Source organism: Jutongia sp. (assembly GCF_057878315.1).
On the sequence record NZ_DBLXSO010000022.1, the window covers coordinates 1 to 21,943 of the forward strand.

The window sequence follows — 21,943 nt, forward strand, 5'->3', positions numbered from 1 at the left end:
GTCCGAAATAGCTGAGCTCACCTACGGAGCTCAGTCGTACGGATGCGTATTTATCAAAGCATTGCAAAGCAAAGACTTTTCAGAAATCCTACTGATCTGCGCCAATTTTAATACCACCAGCTCACGGTTGTTCAAAAAATCAAGGCAAAAAACCAAATTAGGCTTCGGACATAAGAAATAGTATGGGCGCAGTGATATATTTTATGTGCGAAGTTTGAGTCATTAAATTTATATAAAACATCCCTCATCAGCACAAAAACCCTGAACCGCCCTATATTCATAGGGAGATTCAGGGTTTTTGTAAATTTATAAGATAAAATTATCGTTTAAATTCAATGAGAACTGCTCTTACTGCATCTGAGCAGCAACCTCTGCTGCGAAATCCTCTTCCTTCTTCTCGATACCTTCACCGGTCTCGAAACGGATGAACTTCTCAACAACAAGCTTGCAACCCTCTGCCTTTGCAACAGACTCTACATACTTGCCAACAGACTCTTTGTTCTCGCCCTTGAAGTACTCCTGCTCCAGAAGACAAACTTCCTTGAGTTCCTTGTTCAGACGACCTGTGATCATCTTCTCAATGATCTCATCCGGCTTGTTTGCATTCTTAGGATCGTTCTTAGCCTGAGCAAGAAGGATTGACTTCTCATGCTCCTTGTAATCAGCATCTACATCGTCTGTAGAAACATACTGTGGACGAAGAGCCGCAACCTGCATTGCTACGTTCTTCAGGCACTCCTTAACTGCATCACTGTCAGAATCTGTATCAGCTACTACGAGAACACCGATCTTTCCACCACCATGGATGTAAGGAACAACAAGACCGTCTGTTGTAACCTTCTCGAAACGACGGATGTTCATATTCTCACCGATCACGGCGATCATAGCCTTGAGTTTCTCCTCAACGCTTCCGGCATCCTCTGCTGCCCACTTCTCAGCCATGAACTCTTCCATGCTTGCAGCGCTGGAGTTCTTTGCCTGAGCAGCAACCTCAGCAACATATGCCTGGAACTTCTCGTTCTTTGCCACGAAATCAGTCTCACTGTTTACCTCTACGATAGAAGCAACCTTGCCATCCTCATCGACATCGACAGCAACGATACCCTCTGCTGCAATACGTCCGGACTTCTTAGCTGCCTTTGCAAGACCATTCTCTCTTAACCACTCTACTGCCTGGTCCATATCTCCCTCTGTTGCAGTTAATGCCTTTTTACAGTCCATCATACCTGCACCAGTCATCTCTCTAAGCTCTTTTACCTGTGAAGCTGTAATTGCCATTGTGATTCCTCCATTCTGATCCGCCGGGAATCCCCCGGATCTGTTGATTTATTATTCTGCGTCCTCTGCCGGAGCATCCTCGCTCATTGACTCGCCCTGGTTTGCCTCGATAACGGCATCAGCCATTGTAGAAACGATAAGCTTAACGGCTCTGATCGCATCATCGTTACCCGGGATAACATAATCCAGCTCTTCCGGATCACAGTTTGTATCAGCGATACCGATCAGTGGAATACCTAATGTATGTGCTTCCTGAATGCAGATTCTCTCCTTCTTAGGATCTACAACGAAGATAGCATCCGGAATCTTCTTCATTTCCTTGATTCCGCCAAGGTTCTTCTCAAGCTTCTCCCACTCCTTCTTCAGACCGATAACTTCCTTCTTAGGCAGTACATCAAATGTACCATCCTCTGCCATCGCCTCGATCTCTTTGAGTCTCTTAATACGAGTCTGGATTGTCTTGAAGTTGGTGAGCATACCACCGAGCCATCTCTCGTTTACATAGTACATACCGCAACGCTCTGCCTCTGTCTTGATAGAGTCCTGAGCCTGCTTCTTTGTACCTACGAAAAGGATGTTACCACCGTTTGCAACGATATCCTTTACCGCATTGTAAGCAGTATCAACCATGCCTACAGACTTCTGCAGATCGATGATGTAGATACCATTACGCTCTGTGTAAATGTACTCAGCCATTTTAGGGTTCCATCTTCTTGTCTGATGTCCGAAGTGAACACCTGCTTCCAGTAACTGTTTCATTGAAATAACGCTCATTTTGTTTACCTCCAATTGGTTATTGTTCTTCCATATGCTTCCCGGATCGACTCCGGCGCATGACCGTGAGCACGGCACCAATGCGTGATCCGCATATGTGTTTACTTGTTTCTGTGCGCAATGGACAGACCTGTCGCAAACGCACTTGATTAGATTATCATAAAACCTTCCTGTTGACAAGGGGGTAACAATATTTTTTGTATTTTTCTTTGCGAAAAAAATGCAGACAGGTATCTGCCTGTCTGCATTGCAAATTATCTTCTTATAATATTACAGTCCGAGGATCTGTTCAACCGTCTTCTGCATATCCTCAGTCTCACATACGGTATCGTGAAGTACCGGAGCACTGCGGATTTCCTCCACCGCCTTTGGCACCTTTGTACCGGATACCTTCTCTAACTCATCGATCAGATCAAAGTCATCCATACCCTTGTACTTGTCATCAATGGCTCCCATAACGCTGGTACCGAACTTATAAGGACTTGCTGTTGATGCGATGATCGTCTTGGCACTGTCGCCGGTCTTTTCCTTATATGCATGATATACTGCGGAAGCAACTGCCGTATGGGTATCCATCACATAACCGGTCTTCTCATAAACACGCTTGATCTCTGCGGCGCACTCTTCCTCGCTTGCCCAGCCTCCGACGAAATCCCTGAGCTGTGCCTTCATATCATCTGTCAGCGAATACTTTCCGGTAGATGAAAGGGCATCCATCATAGCTGCTGTTGCGGCGGCATCCTCTCCGGCAATCTTAAAGATCAGTCTCTCCAGATTGGAAGAGATCAGGATATCCATAGATGGAGACGTTGTCAGAATGAAATCACGGTTTCTGTCATAAACGCCTGTCTCAAAGAAATCAAACAGGACTTTATTTTCATTGGATGCGCAGATCAGCTTGCCAACCGGAACACCCATGTTCTTTGCATAATATGCGGCAAGGATATTTCCAAAGTTACCGGTCGGTACAACGAAGTTGACTGCTTCGCCCTCTTTGACTACGCCCTGACCAAGAAGTCTTGTATAGGAATATACATAATAAACAACCTGCGGCACCAGACGACCGATATTGATGGAGTTAGCAGATGAGAACTGATATCCCTTATCCGCCATTACCTTTGCGAGTTCTTTATTGTTAAACATCGCCTTAACACCGCTCTGCGCATCATCAAAGTTACCGGTAATACCGACAACCTTTGTGTTCTTACCCTTCTGAGTCACCATCTGGCGCTCCTGAATACGGCTGACACCGTTCTTTGGATAAAATACGATAATGCTTGTGCCCTCAACATCTGCAAAACCGGCAAGAGCAGCCTTTCCGGTGTCACCGGAGGTTGCTGTCAGAATCACGATCTCGTTTGTAATGTGGTTCTTCTTCGCAGATGTAGTAAGAAGATGTGGCAGAATAGATAATGCCATATCCTTGAAAGCGATGGTTGCGCCATGGAACAGCTCCAGATAGTATGTACCATCCTTCTCCACCAGAGGAGCGATCTCCTTGGTGTCAAATTTATCGTCGTAGGCCTTTGCGATGCAGTTTTTCAGCTCTTCCTCCGTAAAATCCGTAAAGAACTTCTTCATAACCTCGTATGCCGTCTCCTGATAATTCAGTCCTGCGATCTCCGCAAATGACTTGTCCAGAGCCGGAATGCTTGTAGGAACGAAAAGTCCTCCATCCTCTGCAAGTCCTTTTAAAATTGCCTGGGAAGCAGTTACTGCCTTTCCTTCACTTCTGGTACTTCTATACATTGGTTCCATGTCTTTCCTCCTGTTCTCCTGTGCAAATATCAAATTCAGAAATATTATTTCCCTCGCGGGCATTTTACCATATCAATGCCCTTATTTCAAGACATAACTCAAAGCGCAGGTATAAAATCCCGCGCTTTGCATCTGACATTTCAGGAGCAGTCCCAAAATATTTACTTATAAAATTCGTGACCCTGATGCTGAAACAGTCTTGTGAGACTTCGGTCAAACCAGCTTACATTTCCGCCGTCCGCATAACGGCGGTCCATGAAATATAACGCCCCCTGTGAGCCATCAACACCGTGCAGTGCCTCGTCGACTGCCTTTTTGGTATCCTGCGAGGCACACGCCTTTGCATAGCTTCCGTCTGCGATCGGTGAAAACTGTCTTGGTGCAAACACAACCTCGCGGATCGTTGACGGGAACTTTTCGTTTTTCACACGGTTTAAGATCACATTTGCCACCAGAAGCTTTCCCTGATGGTCTTGATTTCCCGCCTCTGCCTGTACGATCTTTTCAAGGATCACACGGTCACTGTCAGTGATGTTGACACCACAGTATTTGCGTATCTCCAACATTCTTTTCCTTCGCGCGTTTTCCTCACGGATCCGTTTTAATTCCTGTTCATATTGACGAACCCGGATCTTGCGCACATGATCCAACTTCTTTATTTTACAAGTCACTGAGGCAGCATCCGCTGCCGGAAGACTTTCCTGCCACAGCTGCACACGGGATTTCAGGCTGCTCTCAATACTGACCGGTGCCAGCGCTACTACCTCCTGTGACTCCATATTCCACAATGACAGCCCCGTGCTGATCGCAAATATCGCCACCCCCCGTACAACTTTCGTTTTCCTCATGGTATTCTTCACCAAACCTTTCCCGGCTCATGATCTATTGCATTATCTTATGAGCCATTTTTTACATTGTTACAAAAACATTACAAATTATATTTTCATTCTTTCTCTTTTATTCGTATTAGTTTATATTTTTGTAACATTTGATGAATTTTATACATGTATTTCCAGATTTTTCTAAAAAAATTCCGGCATCCTTCGACAAAAGTGTGACCGGATATTTTATTTTACAGGGAAGCTATAAATTTCAGGAAACGCGTCTCGAACATAATGTGGTCGTACAATTTGCGGTATTCCTGTGTGGACAGCTCCGGGATATAATTGGAGATGTAACGGATCGGTATCCCTGCTGCCTGCAGCATTTCGGCTGCCTTATTGTATGCCACTGCCGCTTCGGTATCGGTTGCATATCTGCCGACAATACGATCCCCGTTCACATGGATCTTTGTCACATAAACAGGCGGATAGACCTCTGCCTCCCGGCTGACACCATGATAGGAATTTAAGATTTCAATATTCGCATAGCGGTAGTCATGGTCATTTCCATTGACAAAACGGTAATCTTTGTTCATCACGGCGAAATTTTTGATGCCGTAACGGGACGCAATATTGACCTGCATGCCATAATCCGCCACAAAAAGGTGACCTCCGCGGCGCATGATCGAATGATGGGAATAATAGAAAAGATCATCCACATCGAAAAGAAGTACATCCTCCTCATTCAGATAATACTCAAAATAATTCGACTGCAGATAGATCGGTGTTTTGATATATAGACGATTATTTATGAAATTGGTCAGAACAACCCACTTAGAAAAGGGAAGTTCACAAGATTGATAATCATCCGGCAGGAAGGAGGTCTCCGACTTTAAAAGACGGCTCGCCGTGCAGTAAGCACTGTGCGCTTCCTCCTGGGATGAATAACTGCCGAGACTGATATGTCTGCCACGAAACGTCACCGAAGACCGGAAATAAATCTCTCCGTTCTTTTTCTGTGCCTGAAAAACACCTGGAAGAAGTTTCATGACAGACAAGCCTCCTCTCTGTTATCTATTTCCGGCTGCGGTACTCCCGCAGAACAATCTTTTCGAGCTTTCGTTTCAGAACGATCTGAATCTCCTCATGCTTCGCAATCTGTTTCACAAGGATGGAATAAATACCGGCACGATTAGCACCCCAGACATCCGTAAACAACTGGTCTCCGACAAACAATGTCGTCTCCGGCGTCGTGTTCATGCGGCGCATCCCCTCCTGATATCCCTTCGGAGATGGTTTATCCGCCTTATATACATATTGTGTTCTGACAGCATCCGCAAATGGTTTCACACGATAATCCTTATTGTTGGAGATCACACAGGTCTCAAACCCCAGCTCACGCAGATGCTCAAACAGACGGACAGCCCGTGCGGTCGCCGGCTGGTCATGCTCTACCAGCGTATTGTCGATATCAAACAGGATCCCTCGATATCCCTTCTGATAATACAGTTCAAACGGAATCTCATAGGCCGACGGATAATCCTCCCTCGGATAAAACTGCTGAAACATGAAAGCCTCCTTACATCTGCTTTGCCAAATTGATCATTTCAATCGCACCAAGTGCACAATCATAACCCTTGGTGCCCGCCCTTGTACCGGCACGCTCAAGTGCCTGCTCAATATTGTCAGTCGTAACAACACCAAACATAACAGGAACACCGGTTTCTAAGGATACACTTGCAATGCCCTTGGATACCTCTGCGCATACATAATCGTAATGGCTTGTCGCACCACGGATCACTGCACCAAGACAGATCACAGCATCATACTTACCGGACTCTGCCATCTTCTTTGCCATCACAGGGATCTCGAATGCTCCCGGAACCCATGCCAGTGTAATATCATCATCCTCTACATTGTGACGTACCAGACCGTCTCTTGCTCCGGAAATGAGCTTTGACACGATAAATTCGTTAAAACGTGCTGCTACGATACCGATCTTGGCGCCATCTGCTACTACTTTTCCTTCTAATACTTTCATTTTATGATCCTCCATTCTATATAAGCCTTTTTCGGCTCATTTTCATACATTATTTACTTATCCTTATAATAGGATAACAGTCTGACTCACTCCTGCCGCATTGTAATTACAGCTTCAGAATATGACCCATCTTCTCTTTCTTGGTCTTCAGATAGAAGCTGTCATACTTGCCCGGCTCCATCTCAATCGGCACTCTCTCAACAATCTCCAGATCATAGCCTGCCAGACCATACACTTTTGCCGGATTGTTGGTCATCAGACGAAGCTGATGAATCCCAAGATCTACTAAGATTTGCGTGCCTATCGTATAATCTCTGGCATCCTCAGGAAACCCCAGTTCCAGATTCGCCTCTACGGTATCACGACCATGATCCTGCAGCTCATATGCACGGATCTTATTGATCAGACCAATGCCACGTCCCTCCTGACGCATGTAAAGAAGCACGCCCCTGCCTTCCTTGGCGATCATCTTCATGGCAGCATCATACTGCTGTCCGCAGTCACAACGAGCCGAGCCGAGAGCATCACCGGTCAGACACTCTGAATGTACACGGCAAAGCACCGGCTTGCCATCTGTGATATCCCCCATCACAAGTGCCACATGATGCTCTCCATTTAATTTATTGACATAACCGTAGATCGTAAACTGACCGTATCTTGTCGGCATTTTTGCCTTTGCCACGCATTCCACAAGCACTTCATGTTCCTTACGGTACTGAACCAGATCAGCAATTCTGCCGCATTTAAGATTGTGATCCTCTGCAAACTGAAGAAGGTCCGGCTTTCTTGCCATCGTACCATCCTCCTTCATGATCTCGCAGCAAAGTCCTACCGGCTTCAAGCCTGCCAGACGACAAAGATCCACAGTTGCCTCCGTATGACCGTTACGCTCGAGCACCCCGCCCTTTTTGGCAAGAAGCGGAAACATATGTCCCGGCCGACGAAAATCCCATGGCTGTACCTGATCATCGACAACCATACGCGCTGTCAGGGCTCTCTCCTCTGCCGAAATGCCTGTCGTCGTGTCTTTATGGTCGATAGATACGGTAAATGCAGTACAGTGATTGTCTGTATTTTCACTGCACATCTGTGGCAGATGAAGCTTATCTGTATACTCCTGTGACATCGGCATACAGATCAGTCCTCTGGCATAGGTCGCCATGAAATTGACGTTCTCCAGTGTGGCATGCTCTGCCGCGCAGATCACATCTCCTTCATTCTCCCTGTCTTCATCATCCATCATCATAACAATCTTTCCCTGACGCAGATCCTCCAGAATTTCTTCAATTGTGTTAAATTTTGTCTCCATGATATACCAACCTCTCTATCTCTTTAAAATCCATACTTCGTCAACATCTCAAGCGTGATCCCCTGTCGGTTCTTCTCTGTTTCCTCCGGCTCCGGAAACGTGATAAGACGTTCCACATACTTACCGACCAGATCATTTTCCAGATTGACCACATCTCCCTTTTTCTTGTGAAGAAGTGTCGTCTCCTCACCGGTATGCGGAATCACCGATACCGAAAAGCTGTAATCGGTCAGAAGTGCCACCGTCAGGCTGATCCCATCGATTGCAATGGATCCCTTCTCGATAATATAACGCAGGATCTTCGCACTTGCTCCGACCTCAACCCAGACGGCATTGCCCTCCTTCCTTGTGGAAAGAATGGTTCCCGTCCCATCAATATGACCGGCTACGATATGACCGCCAAAGCGTCCGCCTGCAGCCATCGCCCGTTCCAGATTAACCCTGCTGCCACGGCCAAGCGCCCCCAGAGAACTTCTCCGCAGAGTCTCCGCCATAACATCTGCCTGAAATCTGTCTCCCTGCAGAGATGTCACCGTCAGGCACACACCGTTGACCGCAATGCTGTCACCAAGCTTCGTCCCCTCCAGCACCTTGTCTGCAGAGATCGTAAGCACTGCTGATTCCGCGCCGATGGCAATGCGGTCTACCGTGCCTACCTCTTCAATAATACCAGTAAACATCTCATTCTCCTTACAAAATAAAAATGTCCCCAAAAACGGGGACATCAAAAAATCACTGATCTGCACTTCTCACATCCAGACTATACTGTCGGCCTTGGAATCTCACCAAATCCTGTCACACTGTGACTCACGGGCTGATGTGTCACAGGAAAACGTCCCATGCACAAATACCGTCGGTCGCGAATTACACGCTGCCCCGAAGTTTATTTCATTCATCCTATATCATAGCACAGCCTTCTATCCTTTGCAAGAGCAAATATCCGCCTCGATCAAAAGATCCTCCCCAAAGGAGGTAATCTTTTGGTCTGTCAGCCTCCATGCCTGATCCGGTGCATCCACGCCGATTCCGCGAACCGGTGTAAAACCGGCATCACCGCCAAACAGCTTCGGTGCAATAAATGCCTGCACATGCTGAACAATTCCATCGGAAAGTGCACTGTAGTTGAGCATGCCGCCACCCTCCAGAAGAATACTGTCAATCTTTTGTTCTCCAAGCTTTTTCATCAGATCTCTAAGATCTACTCTGCCATCCTTCTGTGCGGTGACAAGAACCTCCACCTGATGTGCCTCATAGTTCCGGATCTTATCTGCATCCTCGGATACCGTGGCAAGAATCGTCCTTACCTCACCTGCTGTCTGCACAATCCGGCTGTCAAGAGGTGTTCTTAAGCTGCTGTCGCAGATAATACGGATTGGATTGCGCCCTCCCGGAATGCGACAGGTCAAAAGCGGATCATCCGCAAGCACTGTCTGCACGCCGACCATGATCCCCGTATATTTGTTGCGCATCCGCTGAACATGCGCTCTTGCCTCCTCGCCGGTCACCCACTTGCTCTCACCGGTATGGCAGGCGATCTTGCCGTCCATCGTCATCGCATACTTCATCACCACATATGGCGTTCCCGTCGTAATATAATGGAAAAACACCGTATTGAGCGCATCACACTCTTTCTTGAGTACATGCGTCTGCACCTCAATACCGGCATCCTCAAGCTGCCGGATTCCTTTGCCTGCGACAAGTGCATTGGGATCATCGGAGCCAACATATACTTTGCTGATCTTATGCTCGATGATCGCCTGCGTACACGGCGGCTGCTTTCCAAAATGACAGCACGGCTCCAGCGTCACATACATTTCCGCGCCGGTGGCATCCTCCTTCAGATTGGCAAATGCACTCCGCTCCGCATGAAGATCTCCATATCGTGCATGATAGCCCTCCGCAAGGATCCGTCCATCCTTTACGATCACCGCTCCAACCAATGGATTGGGGTTCACATGCCCCTCTCCCTTTGCAGCCAGTTCAATGGCTCTTCTCATGTATTTCTTGTCCATAACCTGTCACTCCGTTTCCTTAATCTGATGCTGTGTAATTCCTTGTTCCTTCTGCTGCTTTTCGCGTTCTCTTGCCGCTTTGCTGTATGCACAGCCACAGTAGTCCTGCCGGTAGAGGTCATATATTCCGGATAGTTCAATTGATTTAAGATAACCGCCCTTCTTCTTGAAATCGGACACCAGATACGGTATGCCATATTCTTGCGCCAGCAAAAGACCAATCTCATTAAGTTTCGCCGCATTCTTGTGCGGGCTTACCGACAGCGTCGTGGTAAAATAGTCAAACCCATGACTGACCGCATACTGTGCCGCCTTTCTCTGTCTGAGCTCATAGCAGGCAAAGCAACGCTCGCCGCCCTCCGGAAGCTCCTCCATACCCTTCGCCATGGAAAGAAACACCTCCGGTTCATACTCTCCCTCCACAAAAGAGACCGGATAACGAACAGGAAGCTCTTTTAACAGTCTCTGCTGCTCTGCCACCCGCTTTTGATATTCCGCGCTCTCTGTGATATTCGGATTATAGTAATAAACCGTAATATGAAAATACTGCGCCAGATAAGACAGGCAATAGCTGCTGCACGGAGCACAGCAGCTGTGCATTAACAGCTTCGGAACCCTGTCCTCCCGCTGCAGCATTTCAATCACCTTATCCAGCTCTTTCTGATAATTTATCTTATTCATAGCATATCCCGTTCTTTCTGATCATCAATCTGGCGAATCATATATCCGCCCTTTCCGATGAAATACCAGCCTGCAATCATCTGCTTATGGCTTATCTTTACCGGTCTCGTCCGGCACAAAAGCATTTAATAATACAGTCTGCTGCACCGCCTTGCCGGTAAAGCCCCACTGGCTGCGCAGCGAATCCGGCACATATGTAAAAAACACTCTGCCAAGCAGGATACAGAGAATGAATACCCAGAAAAATCCAAGCACACCCCCGGCTAACTTATTCATCGTACCGAGCACCGGAATATGATCCACAAGCTTCAGGACGTGGATCGCACGCAGCAAAACAAACTGAAGCAGCGCAAATACCACAAAAAACACTACCGAGTACGCAATGCCCTCCGCCGTCTGTAAAAGTGCTTCCTGCGCCAGATCCGCAAATGCACCGTTCCCGAGTCCCTGCCGGATCATAGGGACAAACAGAGTCTGCGCCAGCGTCTTTTTGAGCATCTCTGCCGCAAGAATTGCTCCAATATATGAAGCAACCATTGCCACGATCCGGGCAATGGTCACCAAAAAACCTCTATGATATCCCACTAGAACAGACACCAGAATACAAATGGCGATCACAATGTCTGTATATGATGTAATACTCATATGATTCCCTCTTTATTCTGATTACAGAAGCACATCCGCCATATCATACAGACCGGCTCCCTTACCCTTCAGAAACTTAGCTGCTGCGATGGATCCCTTTGCAAAGACCGCACGCGAATATGCGGTATGCTTGAAGGTGATGACCTCGTCTGTTCCGGCAAAGATCACCTCATGGTCGCCAACAATCGTCCCGCCACGAACCGCAGAAATACCAAGCTCCTTCTTATCTCTCTGCTTTCTGACCCCTGAACGGTCATAGACATATTCAAACTGATTGTCCATCGCTTCATTGATGGAATCTGCCAATGCAAGTGCTGTACCGGACGGGGCATCTAACTTCTTATTGTGATGCTGTTCAACAATCTCCACATCAAAGCCCTCCGCACAAAGCTTCTGTGCTGCCTCCTGCAAAAGCTTCATCAAAAGATTGATGCCGAGTGACATATTGGCAGACTTAAGCACTGCTACCTTCTCACTGGTCTCACGCAGATATGCAAGCTGCTCCTCGCTCATACCGGTCGAGCACTGCACGATCGGTGTTCCTGTCTTTGCTGCATAATCCATGCGCTTCTCAAATCCGTTTGCAGAAGAAAAATCAATGATGACATCTGCCTTGATATCACATGTATCAATATCCGTAAACACCGGATAATCATTGTCTCTGTTGTCCACAATATCGATGCCTGCCACGATCCTGCAATCCGCATCCTCATTTACCAGTCCTGTGATCATCTGTCCCATACGGCCGTTACAGCCTACCATAATAATATCTGTCATTTTATCCTCCTTATTCTGTCTGTGATCATCAATTGATCATGTCATCCTTCTCCAGTTCTATTTTGGAAATTACATCTGCATATTCTGCCAGCTGTGGCGGCAGATTCTGTCCGGTAAGCACCAGTCTGGTATAATCATCCCGCAGCTCGATCAGGTGAATAATGTCATCCACCGTAATGATCTCCAGATCGATCAATCCAAGGATCTCATCAAGCACCAGAACATCACAGCCGCCGGTGTCGATCACCTTACGGGCAAAATTGACACCATTGATGATATTCTGCTTCTCCTCCTTCTTCTGGGATGCCAGAAGCTCAGAAAATGACTCCCTCTCTTTCTCGAAGCGGAACAACTTGATATCCGGCTCCAGCTTCTCCAAAAAGTTAAATTCCTCCGCATCATTTCCCTTCAGAAACTGGATAATGATCACGGACTGACCAAGACTTGCCGCCCGGATACACTGACCCACGGCTGCCGAGGTCTTTCCCTTTCCCGGTCCGTAAAAAACCTGAACAATACGCCTGTCCATAATTCACCTCTGTACTTTCCTGTATAATGTCCGGTCATTCCGTGAAATACTCCTCTGAAAAAAATGACCGGAGATAAAGAACTTCCTCTTTAACTCCAGTCATTCTATCATATTTATAATGAAAAATCCACTCTTTTAGATTTCCTCATCGTCAGACCGGTATTCCAGCTTGCTGACGGAAACCTCATAGGCGGTCCGCTTCTCATATTCGTCCTCACCAATCTTTTTCTGATACTCTCTGCTCTGGATCCTGCCCCAGATCTGCACATGCGTACCAACCTCAAACTGATCGGCATAACGGGCATTCCTTCCCCAGCAGATACACGGAATATAATCCGACTTGCCATACGGGCGGTTCACTGCCAGCAGCACATCGGCAATCTCCCTGCCAAGCGGGGTTTTGCGGTATACCGGCTTCTTGCAGACATACCCGTCCAGAAAGATATGGTTTGGATCCTGTTCATCCTCCTCCGGCTCCATAACCGCAACCTCTCTGGCAAATACAGAGAGAACAAGACGGTTTCTCGTCTCCTCATGACGGTTGTAGGAACGGAACTGTCCGTTCGCATGCAGAACATATCCACGGTAATCCTCATGAACATCCAGAATCCGCTCCGACACCATAACCGGTATGATATCGTTCGAATTACTCAGACGGCTGACCTCAATATCCACCGTATAGAAATCCTCACCGTATACCGTGTGGCTGTACGCAAATTCGCTGACCACTTTTCCCGCAATGGTGACCTGGTTATTTGTAAAGACTTTATCCAACATATTTTTTCCTCCCTTTTCCTTTCACAGTCTCCCGGCTGTGTTCGCAGTAACTTAGTTAATACATCTATATTTTCGTGCTATAATCATTATGCCACAAATTTCCTGTTTTAAACACTGATTTTTGCGACAAATCACGACGCTTCCCACGATAAGATCAAGTCATCCGATCTCCTTCGCCCCAAAAAAACCGTTTTTTCTTGACAATGTCATCATATCTTTCCCATTCCACAGGTTCATTTTTGTTACTTTTTCTTACTTGTATATTGACACAATAATCGGTATACTAGTGTATTGGTGATTTATTTTGTAAATTGTAGAAACGCGATGAATATCGCCTTATATGAGAAAGGACTTGAATAATTATGATGCAGAAACGTGAAGACGTCAGAAATATTGCAATTATTGCACACGTAGACCACGGCAAAACAACTCTGGTGGACGAGCTCTTGAAGCAGAGCGGTGTATTTCGTTCCAATCAGGAGGTCGCTGAGCGTGTCATGGATTCCGGCGATATCGAGCGGGAACGCGGTATTACGATCTTATCCAAGAATACCGCTATCACTTATAAAGATACAAAGATCAATATTATCGACACACCGGGCCACGCCGATTTCGGTGGCGAGGTAGAACGTGTCCTTAAAATGGTAAACGGTGTTGTTCTTGTTGTTGATGCCTTCGAGGGAGCAATGCCTCAGACGAAGTTCGTACTGAAAAAGGCATTGGAACTGGAGCTTCCTGTTATCGTCTGCATCAACAAGATCGACCGTCCGGAGGCGCGTCCGGAGGAGGTTGTCGATGAAGTCTTGGAGCTTTTCATTGATCTGGATGCCAACGAGGAGCAGCTCGACTGCCCGTTTATTTATGCATCCGCAAAGGAAGGTATCGCTTCCTACAGTGCAGACGAGCCGGGCAAGGACATGGTTCCTCTGTTTGATACGATCCTCGATTATATTCCTGCTCCGGAGGGCGATCCGGATGCCGGCACACAGGTGCTGATCAGCACAATTGATTACAATGAATATGTCGGACGTATCGGAATCGGCAAGATCGATAACGGTTCCGTCCGTGTAAATCAGGATGTTGTTATCGTCAACCATCACGATGATTCCAAGTCCCAGAGAGTCCGCATCACAAAGCTTTATGAGTTTGACGGTCTCCAGAAGGTTGAGGTACAGGAAGCAACCATCGGATCGATCGTTGCAATCTCCGGTATTACAGACATCCACATCGGTGATACTATCTGCTCACCGGAAAATCCGGTTGCCATCCCATTCCAGAAGATCTCCGAACCGACGATCGCCATGCATTTCATGGTCAACGACAGTCCGCTTGCCGGCCAGGAGGGTAAATTCGTCACCTCCCGCCACTTACGTGACCGTCTGTTCAGCGAGCTTAACTCCGATGTCAGCCTCCGTGTCGAGGAAACCGACAACATGGACAGCTTCAAGGTATCCGGACGCGGTGAACTTCACCTTTCCGTTCTGATCGAGAATATGCGCCGTGAGGGCTATGAGTTCGCAGTCAGCAAGGCAGAGGTTCTCTATCATACGGACGAACGCGGCAAGAAGCTCGAGCCAATGGAGCGTGCCTTTATCGATGTACCGGATGAATTCTCCGGCAGCGTTATCGAGAAGCTCAGCAACCGTAAGGGCGAGCTGCAGGGCATGGGTTCCATCGGCGGCGGATATACCCGTCTCGAGTTCCTGATCCCATCCCGTGGTCTGATCGGTTATCGTGGTGAGTTCATGACAGACACCAAGGGAAATGGTATCATCAACACGACATTCGAGGAGTATGGTCCATATAAGGGCGATATGAATTATAGAAAACAGGGTTCCCTGATCGCCTTCGAAACCGGCGAGACCGTTGCATACGGACTGTTTAATGCACAGGACCGCGGAACACTGTTTGTAGGACCCGGCGAAAAGGTATACAGCGGAATGGTCATCGGTCAGAACGGTAAGGCAGAGGATATTGAGTTAAATGTCTGCAAGACAAAGCATCTTACCAATACACGTTCTTCCTCCGCAGATGACGCATTAAAGCTGGTTCCGCCGAAGAAGTTAAGTCTCGAAGAGGCACTGGAGTTCATCGACACAGACGAGCTTTTAGAGATCACACCAAAAAGCCTGCGTATCCGTAAGAAGATCCTGGATTCCACTCTCCGCTTCCGCAGCAAAAAGAACGCACAGAATAATTAAGCCGCATACCTTTTCGGTACTGCGCTATCGACACAATGAGATATAAAACGCTTTGATCTGCTGCCATGACAGACATTCCTGTCGTGGCAGCATTTCTATTCCCGCCATTGCCATCTCTGCCAGCAGTAAAACATCCTCTCTTGCAACCCACACCATATCCCGCAACGCCACATCCTTCTGCGCAAGAAACTTCTCCATCGCCGGGAAATCTGTCCCCTTGATCGTGCGGTAAACAAAGCTAAGTGCCAGAATACCTGCCAGATATTCCGGAATTCCGTACCGCAGCCACAAGGGTTTAGCCAGCTCCTTCCACAGAGAACTTCCCGTTTCCGCTTCCATTTTCACAAACAGACTGTAAAACCGCTTTTCCTGTCCGCGAGCCGACGGCATTATAACAGTATCCGCCGTCCCTTCCGGAAATGATCCTAAATAACAGGTCTCACCCTCCCGATTTCTGTGCCACAGCAATTCCTCCGGAAGCATGGATGCCGGTATCATATTCTGCGCCAGGAACAGAAGAGGCATCACCTCATTCCCTATAAGCGCATTACCACCTTTTAACCACAGGGCTCTTGCCACACAGATTTCCTGCAGTTCATAAAGGCCGCCAAATGCCAGCAGACGATCCGTTGCACACTGACACGTTCTGACAGATTCCACCTGCTTACTCTGATATACTCTGTCGGCAGGTTCTCTCCATTTACATGCCCGCAGCCTGTCCGCAAGCTCCTCCGGATTCTTCCAGACGAGCTTTTCCACCTGACAATGCAGACGTAGTTCGGTCACAGCCCCGCTCTCCCAAAAATCTTCTGCTCCCTGCCCGGAACGCAAAAGGACAGCCACATGACTGTCCCTTTGCTCTTCGATCCATGTATGAAATTGTTCTGCCGTGTTCGTACCGGTGATCACTCTCATTCCTTATCTCCCTCATCCTGGCTGCTTCCATCGGATGCAGAAGGAGCCGGTGTCGCCTTCGGTTTCTCTGTTGCCTCAGTGCTGCCGTTTGAAGTGTCACTGCCTCCATCGTCCCTGTCGATCTTAACCGTCACAAATTCCGTCTTGACGATTGCACTGCTGTCTCCCAGATCCAGATGAACCTTCAGACGATATTTTCCTTTGCGGAGTCCCTCGCAGTCCACATATGCACTGTAATCATCCGCATTGATCTCATCTAACACAGAAGAGATTCCCTGAAGTGTGATGCTGACTACACTCTTATCTCCAAGGATCTTCGCCGACAAATGATCCGCCAGAGAGGCAAACTTGATATCCTCCACCGGAATGGAAACCTTTCTGCTCATCTGCTTCTCAATACCGATCCGCAGAGAAACCTGTGCATAATCTGTCAGCACAAAAACTCCCTCCGGAAGATAATCCTGAATACTGATATTTTGTTCTACCGAACCACTTGTACTTCTCATGGCGGTAATATCTACCGGTACATTCACCTCACTGATATTGGCAAGCTCTTTTCTGTCACCGGCCACCCGAATCGTCTCAGGCTGACATTCCGCATCGACAAACTCATAGCCTGCCGCCGGTTTTCCGGTAATCTTAATGTTGACCGGGATCGTCTTCGTCCGGAGTACATGAACACTGACTCTGACTCTCTTTACGCCGTAATCCAGAGTGCTTGATTCGATCGCCTTACCATCTGCATCATATGCCACCGGTGTTACCCTCTTACGGAAATCCTCTCCGACGCCGCTGACATTGACTGTGACACGCACGGAATCAATCTTGTCAATGACTGTCTTGCCGCCGGTCACCTCCAGCATATTCGGACTTGCCATGCATTCACCGACACTATAGCCATTCTGCGGTGTTCCCTGCGTTGCTACCGTGACCTTGATCTGCTTGCTCGCCTTATCCTCCAGTGACACCTTCAAAACCGTGCTGCACTCCAGCGTCGGCTCATCGGAAACATTCTTCTTAAGCTCAGGCACGATCGCGACCGCATTGACTGCCGAAAGATCCGACAGATCCGCTGTTGCACGGATATCATCTGCTTTCAGACGGTCTACCACGCTCTTCTTGCCCCTGACACGTACCTGTGCCGTACTTCCCTCAATGATCTCATATACCTTATTCACCGAGGAAAGTGCATCCTCGTTGATCGTCTCAACCTCAACATTAAAGGTTCTCTCTTTATACGGATCCTCAATGTTGACAATCGCTACCCACACTACAATTGCAGAAAAAAGTGCCAGCAGCTTAATCCCTATATTATTGAAAACATATTTCTGAATAAAGTCCTTTTTGGTTTCTCCACCAGAATTGCCTTGCTGCATATTCATTACCATGCCTTTCCAATCATCTGTGCGCCCCGGGTCTTTTAGTTTCTTCTCAGCCCTTTCCAGCGCTTCTTCTCCATCTCATCACCAGACTTGCCCTGCATCTCTGTCAGTTTCTTTTTCAGAAGATCACCGTCAATATTTCGAAGAAGCTTTCCTCCGACAGCAACCGAGATGCGTCCCGTCTCCTCAGAGACAATGATCGTCAGACTGTCTGTCACCTCACTGATACCAACACCGGCACGGTGTCTTGTTCCAAGCTCCTTGGAAAGCCCCATGTTATCTGATAACGGCAGATAACAGGTTGCTGATACGATCCGGTCGCCGCGAATGATCACCGCACCGTCGTGAAGCGGTGTATTATGCTCAAATATATTGATCAGAAGCTGACTGCTGATCGTAGAATCCAGTTCAATGCCGGTTCTCTCATACTCGGAAAGATCAATGTCCTTCTCAATAATGATCAGCGCACCGGTCTTCACCTTTGCCATCTCAACAGTCGCCTTGACGATCTCGTTAATACTGCGCTCCGAGAACCGCTCGTTCTGATTGCGCGTGTCGTCAAACGGGATCAGGGTGGAAACGATGTTTTTCTGTCCAAGCTCCTCCAGTGCCCGGCGAAGCTCCGGCTGGAACACAATCATCAATGCCGTGATACCGATGGAGATCGTTCTTTCAAAGATCCATACGATCACGTTCATACCAAGAATATAAGCGATCACATAGCATGCCAGCAGAACAATGATTCCCTTGAGCAGCGTCCATGCCCTGGTATTCTTGATCCACAATGCCACATGATAAATTACAAATGCCAGTATCACGATCTCCAACACATCGATGACTGATACCTTCGGCAGATCAAACAAATGTATATATTTTTTTAAGGATGTAACAATAGAGTTCATACTTCCTCCTAATCTCGTCTATCCTGCTATATTTCCTGTTCTGCACTATCCTTCGGCCGGCTCATTTCCTTTGCCGGCGGCTCCGACTCATCCTTACCTGCCGATCCGCCAAAGCGCCCGCCTCCCAGCAGATGTGCATTAAACCTCTTAACCCGCTTCTCTCCTACGGCGATATTCATTTTCGGCACCGCCTTGACATAATAGTAGTATTCGTCATCCTCAAACTGAAGATACTCTACTGCCGTATAATTCAGCACAAGCTGGAAAAACTGAACAATCCATGCCAACACACCGCAGATCACCGTTTCGATCATCAGGGGCAGAACATGAACTTCAATATTAAACGGAAAGCTGACCGCGAGGAACAGAAGAATATTGACGATCACACCGACAACGATCGCCGTCTCATAAACATAATGAAACTCCTGGCTGCAGATCATATTGACAACTACCATCACGATTGCAAACACCGCAATGGTCAGATACATCTCCTGATTCGTAAAGATCATCTGAAAGGTCTGGTTAAACAGCACCATGCTGTCCTCCGTTGCTGTTCCGACCACCGTGGTAATGCACTTCAATGCATAGCAGCATATAACCCCGCAGCTCATCGGGATCACTGCCACCGGTGCACCGATCAGTCCCAAAAGGATCGGCACCAGATAAGGAAGACGCAGACCATACATGATCGGAACTGCCAGGATCACATAGCCATGCTCCGGCAGAAAACGCAGATACACCAGATATGCCGTCAAAAGCACAAGAAGTGTCACTAACGCCAGCGAAACAGATACATAATACACATGAAATACAATATATGCCGCCGCCAGAAATAAAAGCACTGAAATCGGAAGAACCGTGTTGACAACCGAAAATGCCAGCACCACATACCAAGAGTTCAGTGCCGGATTATAACCGATCAGCTGATTGATCGAAAAAAACGTCAGAAAAGAAAGTAGAAAACGAAAAACTGCATTTACAATACGGGCATGATTCTGGTAAAACCGGATCAATCGTTCCCTGATCTCCAATAAATGCGTCATTCGTTTCCTACCTCCCTGCTCTGTTCATAAAATAATTCCATTTTCTTAAGCTCTGTCAGATAAGCTCTGCGCTTGCTCTGGATCCGGTGATACTTTGCCGAAGAAATAAGTACCGTAAAAAAAGCACATCCCAGCAAAATAAGTAAATAGACCGCAAGCGCTCCAATCGCAAGACTGCCAATATCAGGAAGTCTGACCTTTGAGAAAATATATTCAAAATGGTACAGTGCCACCAGAAGAAGCACCAGTACATAAGCCACCGAATAACTCCAAAGTGTCACCAGCAGATGAGAACGAATATAGTCGATCCGGTAATAACCGGCTTCCTTCAGCTCCGTGTGCAGCGGTTCCTGCTCATATCTTGCCAAATTTACCATAATTCGAAGCTTTTCCTCGTTTACCATATGAATCCCCATTTCCCATCATAATTGCGTACTTCAGAGACTTTAACCATGTTTCATCATAACATGTAGCCTGCCCGATTTCAACTCCTTCTTCACACAATTTAGAGAAAAATAAGACTTGAACCGGGAGCAGCTATCACTCCCGGTCCAGGTCTTATTGAATGTATTCATATGCGTTTTTGTATGCCGTAAATTCTTCGAAAACAGGTATGTTCAAAGCCACACACCGGCAGATTTATTATACATGTAATTCCTATTTTGTCAGTTTCAGCTCCAGAAGCTCCGCATAGCCAAACATTTCCTCCGCCTGATAGCAGGCACAGAGAACAACATCAAGCTCGTATGCTTCGTTCAGCCGGCTCATGTTGCAGGCTGCCAGTGTGGAGTCCGCCAGTGTCCGAAACAACTCCAGGGCATCCTTCTGACGATATGAGGACATATCCTGCCCGATTTCCTCCAGATAACGGTGCTGCGCCACATAAAGGATCAGAGGAAGAATATCCTGTCTCTGAATCTGCAGACAACGGCGCTTATTCTCCTTCCGGTAGGATGCGATCCATTCCTTTGCCTCTCCCACCGTTGCATTCCTGTTCATTCCGCGCCCATACTCCTGCGAAAGCTTTAAGATCCATACCGGACATTCGCTCTCCTCACCCATGTTCTCCAGCTCAAGCTCCGCCTGTCTTGTCTGAAAGAATCTTTCCTTATGAAGCGGAACGTTGAGCAGATCCGAAAGATGCTTCTCCGTCATGCTGTTGACCGACTGAAAATCCGGCGTACTTTCCTTATCATCCTTCTTGGGCTGAAACACCTCCGATAACAGTCGTGCATTGGATTCCTTCTCGGTATACGCTAACGAACAAAGTTCGGTAATGCTGGCCTTCAGACCATCCGAAATCGTTTTCTTTCTGCCCTTAGACTGCGCATTCACATACTTACGGACGTTTTTGCGGTAATTGCGCGGATCATACAGACGATGCTGGCACCACACGGAGTAATCCGTCTCTGACAAAAGACGTTCCAGTTCCTCCTGCGCATCCTTCTTGGCATACTGCAGGATCAGCTTTTTGTATTTGTGGAAATAATCTAACGTTGTCTTGCTGTAACCCTTGAAGCTGGAGGCATTTTCCAACATCCAGCCAAGAAACTCCTCCCATTCCAAAGTCTTTCGCACCTGAAACTCGCCCATCAGCGTCTGTGTTCCACAGGTCTGTGCAAAGCTCATCACATGGGTCAGCCGCTGTTCAAAGTCAAGGATCATCTGCTGGCACTGCTCGTAGTTTTTGTGATTCTCCAGACCGTATACCAGGATCACCTCCCGGTAATCATTGACCTGAAATGCCGGCTCATGAATCCCATAGATCAGATATTCCTGACAGTCCGCCACGCTCAGTCCCATCGCCAGACAGATCCGGTAAACCTGTTCCCTGTCCGGAACAGCACTGCCGCCGATCCCAAACCACTTGCGGATCGTCGGAAGCGTTGCAAAGGCTTCCTTTCCCGTCTGTTCCCGAAATCTTTTGTATGCCTCTCTTCGCATCTCCTCCGTGATCTCATCCTCCGGAAGCATATCCAGCTTTTCCATGATAAATTCGGAAAAATCACGGAAATGTGCCTCCTGCTTGATATTCATCAATGCCATGGTAAATGTTTTTCTATGTGTTCCCATTGTCTCTCTCCCTGTTTTATAATGA

At 47.5% G+C, this 21,943-nt stretch carries 23 protein-coding genes and 1 riboswitch; of the genes, 2 read left to right on the forward strand and 21 right to left on the reverse strand.

Features of this window, described 5'->3' with window-relative positions:
• On the forward strand, positions 1-181 hold a 181-nt coding region (locus ACZLMD_RS06900; protein WP_489495399.1), incomplete at its 5' end, for a hypothetical protein.
• Between the two features lie 167 nt (positions 182-348).
• Here the strand turns inward: ACZLMD_RS06900 and tsf are convergent.
• The 15 genes from tsf to ACZLMD_RS06975 form a co-directional block, all read right to left on the reverse strand.
• Positions 349-1,278: a translation elongation factor Ts gene (gene tsf, locus ACZLMD_RS06905; RefSeq protein ID WP_022304830.1), complete on the reverse strand. Its 930-nt coding sequence runs from the start codon at positions 1,276-1,278 to the stop codon at positions 349-351.
• A 51-nt stretch (positions 1,279-1,329) separates the two neighbouring features.
• Complete coding sequence (gene rpsB / locus ACZLMD_RS06910) at positions 1,330-2,052, reverse strand: 30S ribosomal protein S2 (RefSeq protein ID WP_118560091.1); 723 nt, start codon at positions 2,050-2,052, stop codon at positions 1,330-1,332.
• A 270-nt stretch (positions 2,053-2,322) separates the two neighbouring features.
• Entirely contained in the window at positions 2,323-3,810 is a 1,488-nt protein-coding gene (thrC, locus tag ACZLMD_RS06915) for a threonine synthase (RefSeq protein ID WP_482523634.1), read from the reverse strand.
• A gap of 161 nt (positions 3,811-3,971) precedes the next feature.
• Complete coding sequence (locus ACZLMD_RS06920; RefSeq protein ID WP_022305447.1) at positions 3,972-4,658, reverse strand: cell wall hydrolase; 687 nt, start codon at positions 4,656-4,658, stop codon at positions 3,972-3,974.
• A gap of 224 nt (positions 4,659-4,882) precedes the next feature.
• Positions 4,883-5,680, reverse strand: a complete 798-nt coding sequence (locus ACZLMD_RS06925) for a hypothetical protein (RefSeq protein WP_482521525.1) — start codon at positions 5,678-5,680, stop codon at positions 4,883-4,885.
• 25 nt (positions 5,681-5,705) lie between these two features.
• Complete coding sequence (locus ACZLMD_RS06930; RefSeq protein WP_022305445.1) at positions 5,706-6,200, reverse strand: YqeG family HAD IIIA-type phosphatase; 495 nt, start codon at positions 6,198-6,200, stop codon at positions 5,706-5,708.
• A 10-nt stretch (positions 6,201-6,210) separates the two neighbouring features.
• Positions 6,211-6,672 (reverse strand): 6,7-dimethyl-8-ribityllumazine synthase, encoded by a 462-nt coding sequence (ribH, locus tag ACZLMD_RS06935; RefSeq protein WP_489495400.1) that lies wholly within the window; start codon positions 6,670-6,672, stop codon positions 6,211-6,213.
• A 106-nt stretch (positions 6,673-6,778) separates the two neighbouring features.
• Positions 6,779-7,981 (reverse strand): bifunctional 3,4-dihydroxy-2-butanone-4-phosphate synthase/GTP cyclohydrolase II, encoded by a 1,203-nt coding sequence (locus ACZLMD_RS06940; RefSeq protein ID WP_022305443.1) that lies wholly within the window; start codon positions 7,979-7,981, stop codon positions 6,779-6,781.
• 23 nt (positions 7,982-8,004) lie between these two features.
• Positions 8,005-8,661 (reverse strand): riboflavin synthase, encoded by a 657-nt coding sequence (locus tag ACZLMD_RS06945; RefSeq protein ID WP_484104593.1) that lies wholly within the window; start codon positions 8,659-8,661, stop codon positions 8,005-8,007.
• A gap of 59 nt (positions 8,662-8,720) precedes the next feature.
• Positions 8,721-8,869: riboswitch (FMN riboswitch) on the reverse strand.
• Between the two features lie 29 nt (positions 8,870-8,898).
• Positions 8,899-9,993, reverse strand: coding sequence for a bifunctional diaminohydroxyphosphoribosylaminopyrimidine deaminase/5-amino-6-(5-phosphoribosylamino)uracil reductase RibD (gene ribD, locus ACZLMD_RS06950; protein WP_489495402.1), 1,095 nt, complete (start codon positions 9,991-9,993; stop codon positions 8,899-8,901).
• A 6-nt stretch (positions 9,994-9,999) separates the two neighbouring features.
• Positions 10,000-10,674, reverse strand: a complete 675-nt coding sequence (locus ACZLMD_RS06955) for an epoxyqueuosine reductase QueH (protein WP_022305440.1) — start codon at positions 10,672-10,674, stop codon at positions 10,000-10,002.
• Positions 10,675-10,758: 84 nt separating this feature from the next.
• Positions 10,759-11,319, reverse strand: a complete 561-nt coding sequence (locus ACZLMD_RS06960; RefSeq protein WP_482523020.1) for a CvpA family protein — start codon at positions 11,317-11,319, stop codon at positions 10,759-10,761.
• A gap of 21 nt (positions 11,320-11,340) precedes the next feature.
• On the reverse strand, positions 11,341-12,096 hold the full coding sequence (gene dapB / locus ACZLMD_RS06965; RefSeq protein WP_118560103.1) for a 4-hydroxy-tetrahydrodipicolinate reductase: 756 nt from the start codon (positions 12,094-12,096) through the stop codon (positions 11,341-11,343).
• 28 nt (positions 12,097-12,124) lie between these two features.
• Entirely contained in the window at positions 12,125-12,625 is a 501-nt protein-coding gene (locus ACZLMD_RS06970) for a cob(I)yrinic acid a,c-diamide adenosyltransferase (RefSeq protein ID WP_022305437.1), read from the reverse strand.
• Positions 12,626-12,760: 135 nt separating this feature from the next.
• Positions 12,761-13,402, reverse strand: coding sequence for a single-stranded DNA-binding protein (locus ACZLMD_RS06975; RefSeq protein ID WP_118560105.1), 642 nt, complete (start codon positions 13,400-13,402; stop codon positions 12,761-12,763).
• Between the two features lie 362 nt (positions 13,403-13,764).
• Between ACZLMD_RS06975 and typA the strand changes: the two genes are divergently transcribed.
• Positions 13,765-15,603 (forward strand): translational GTPase TypA, encoded by a 1,839-nt coding sequence (gene typA, locus ACZLMD_RS06980; RefSeq protein ID WP_482521528.1) that lies wholly within the window; start codon positions 13,765-13,767, stop codon positions 15,601-15,603.
• A gap of 24 nt (positions 15,604-15,627) precedes the next feature.
• On the opposite strand, the gene ACZLMD_RS06985 is transcribed toward typA, so the two are convergent.
• The 6 genes from ACZLMD_RS06985 to ACZLMD_RS07010 all read right to left on the reverse strand — a co-directional run bounded on the left by ACZLMD_RS06985 (position 15,628) and on the right by ACZLMD_RS07010 (position 21,918).
• A complete protein-coding gene (locus ACZLMD_RS06985) occupies positions 15,628-16,518 on the reverse strand; it encodes a hypothetical protein (RefSeq protein WP_489495403.1) in 891 nt (296 codons plus the stop codon).
• Positions 16,515-17,900, reverse strand: coding sequence for a CdaR family protein (locus tag ACZLMD_RS06990; RefSeq protein ID WP_489495404.1), 1,386 nt, complete (start codon positions 17,898-17,900; stop codon positions 16,515-16,517). The genes ACZLMD_RS06985 and ACZLMD_RS06990 overlap by 4 nt, the downstream gene beginning before the upstream one ends.
• Before the next feature lie 38 nt (positions 17,901-17,938).
• The gene (cdaA, locus tag ACZLMD_RS06995) at positions 17,939-18,802 is read right to left on the reverse strand and encodes a diadenylate cyclase CdaA (RefSeq protein WP_489495405.1); all 864 of its coding nucleotides are present in this window, start codon (positions 18,800-18,802) and stop codon (positions 17,939-17,941) included.
• A gap of 26 nt (positions 18,803-18,828) precedes the next feature.
• A complete protein-coding gene (locus ACZLMD_RS07000) occupies positions 18,829-19,845 on the reverse strand; it encodes a hypothetical protein (RefSeq protein WP_489495406.1) in 1,017 nt (338 codons plus the stop codon).
• Positions 19,842-20,249, reverse strand: coding sequence for a hypothetical protein (locus tag ACZLMD_RS07005; protein ID WP_482521533.1), 408 nt, complete (start codon positions 20,247-20,249; stop codon positions 19,842-19,844). Before ACZLMD_RS07005 ends, ACZLMD_RS07000 begins: the two co-directional genes overlap by 4 nt.
• Before the next feature lie 253 nt (positions 20,250-20,502).
• Positions 20,503-21,918 (reverse strand): hypothetical protein, encoded by a 1,416-nt coding sequence (locus ACZLMD_RS07010; protein ID WP_489495407.1) that lies wholly within the window; start codon positions 21,916-21,918, stop codon positions 20,503-20,505.
• Positions 21,919-21,943: the final 25 nt, after the last annotated feature.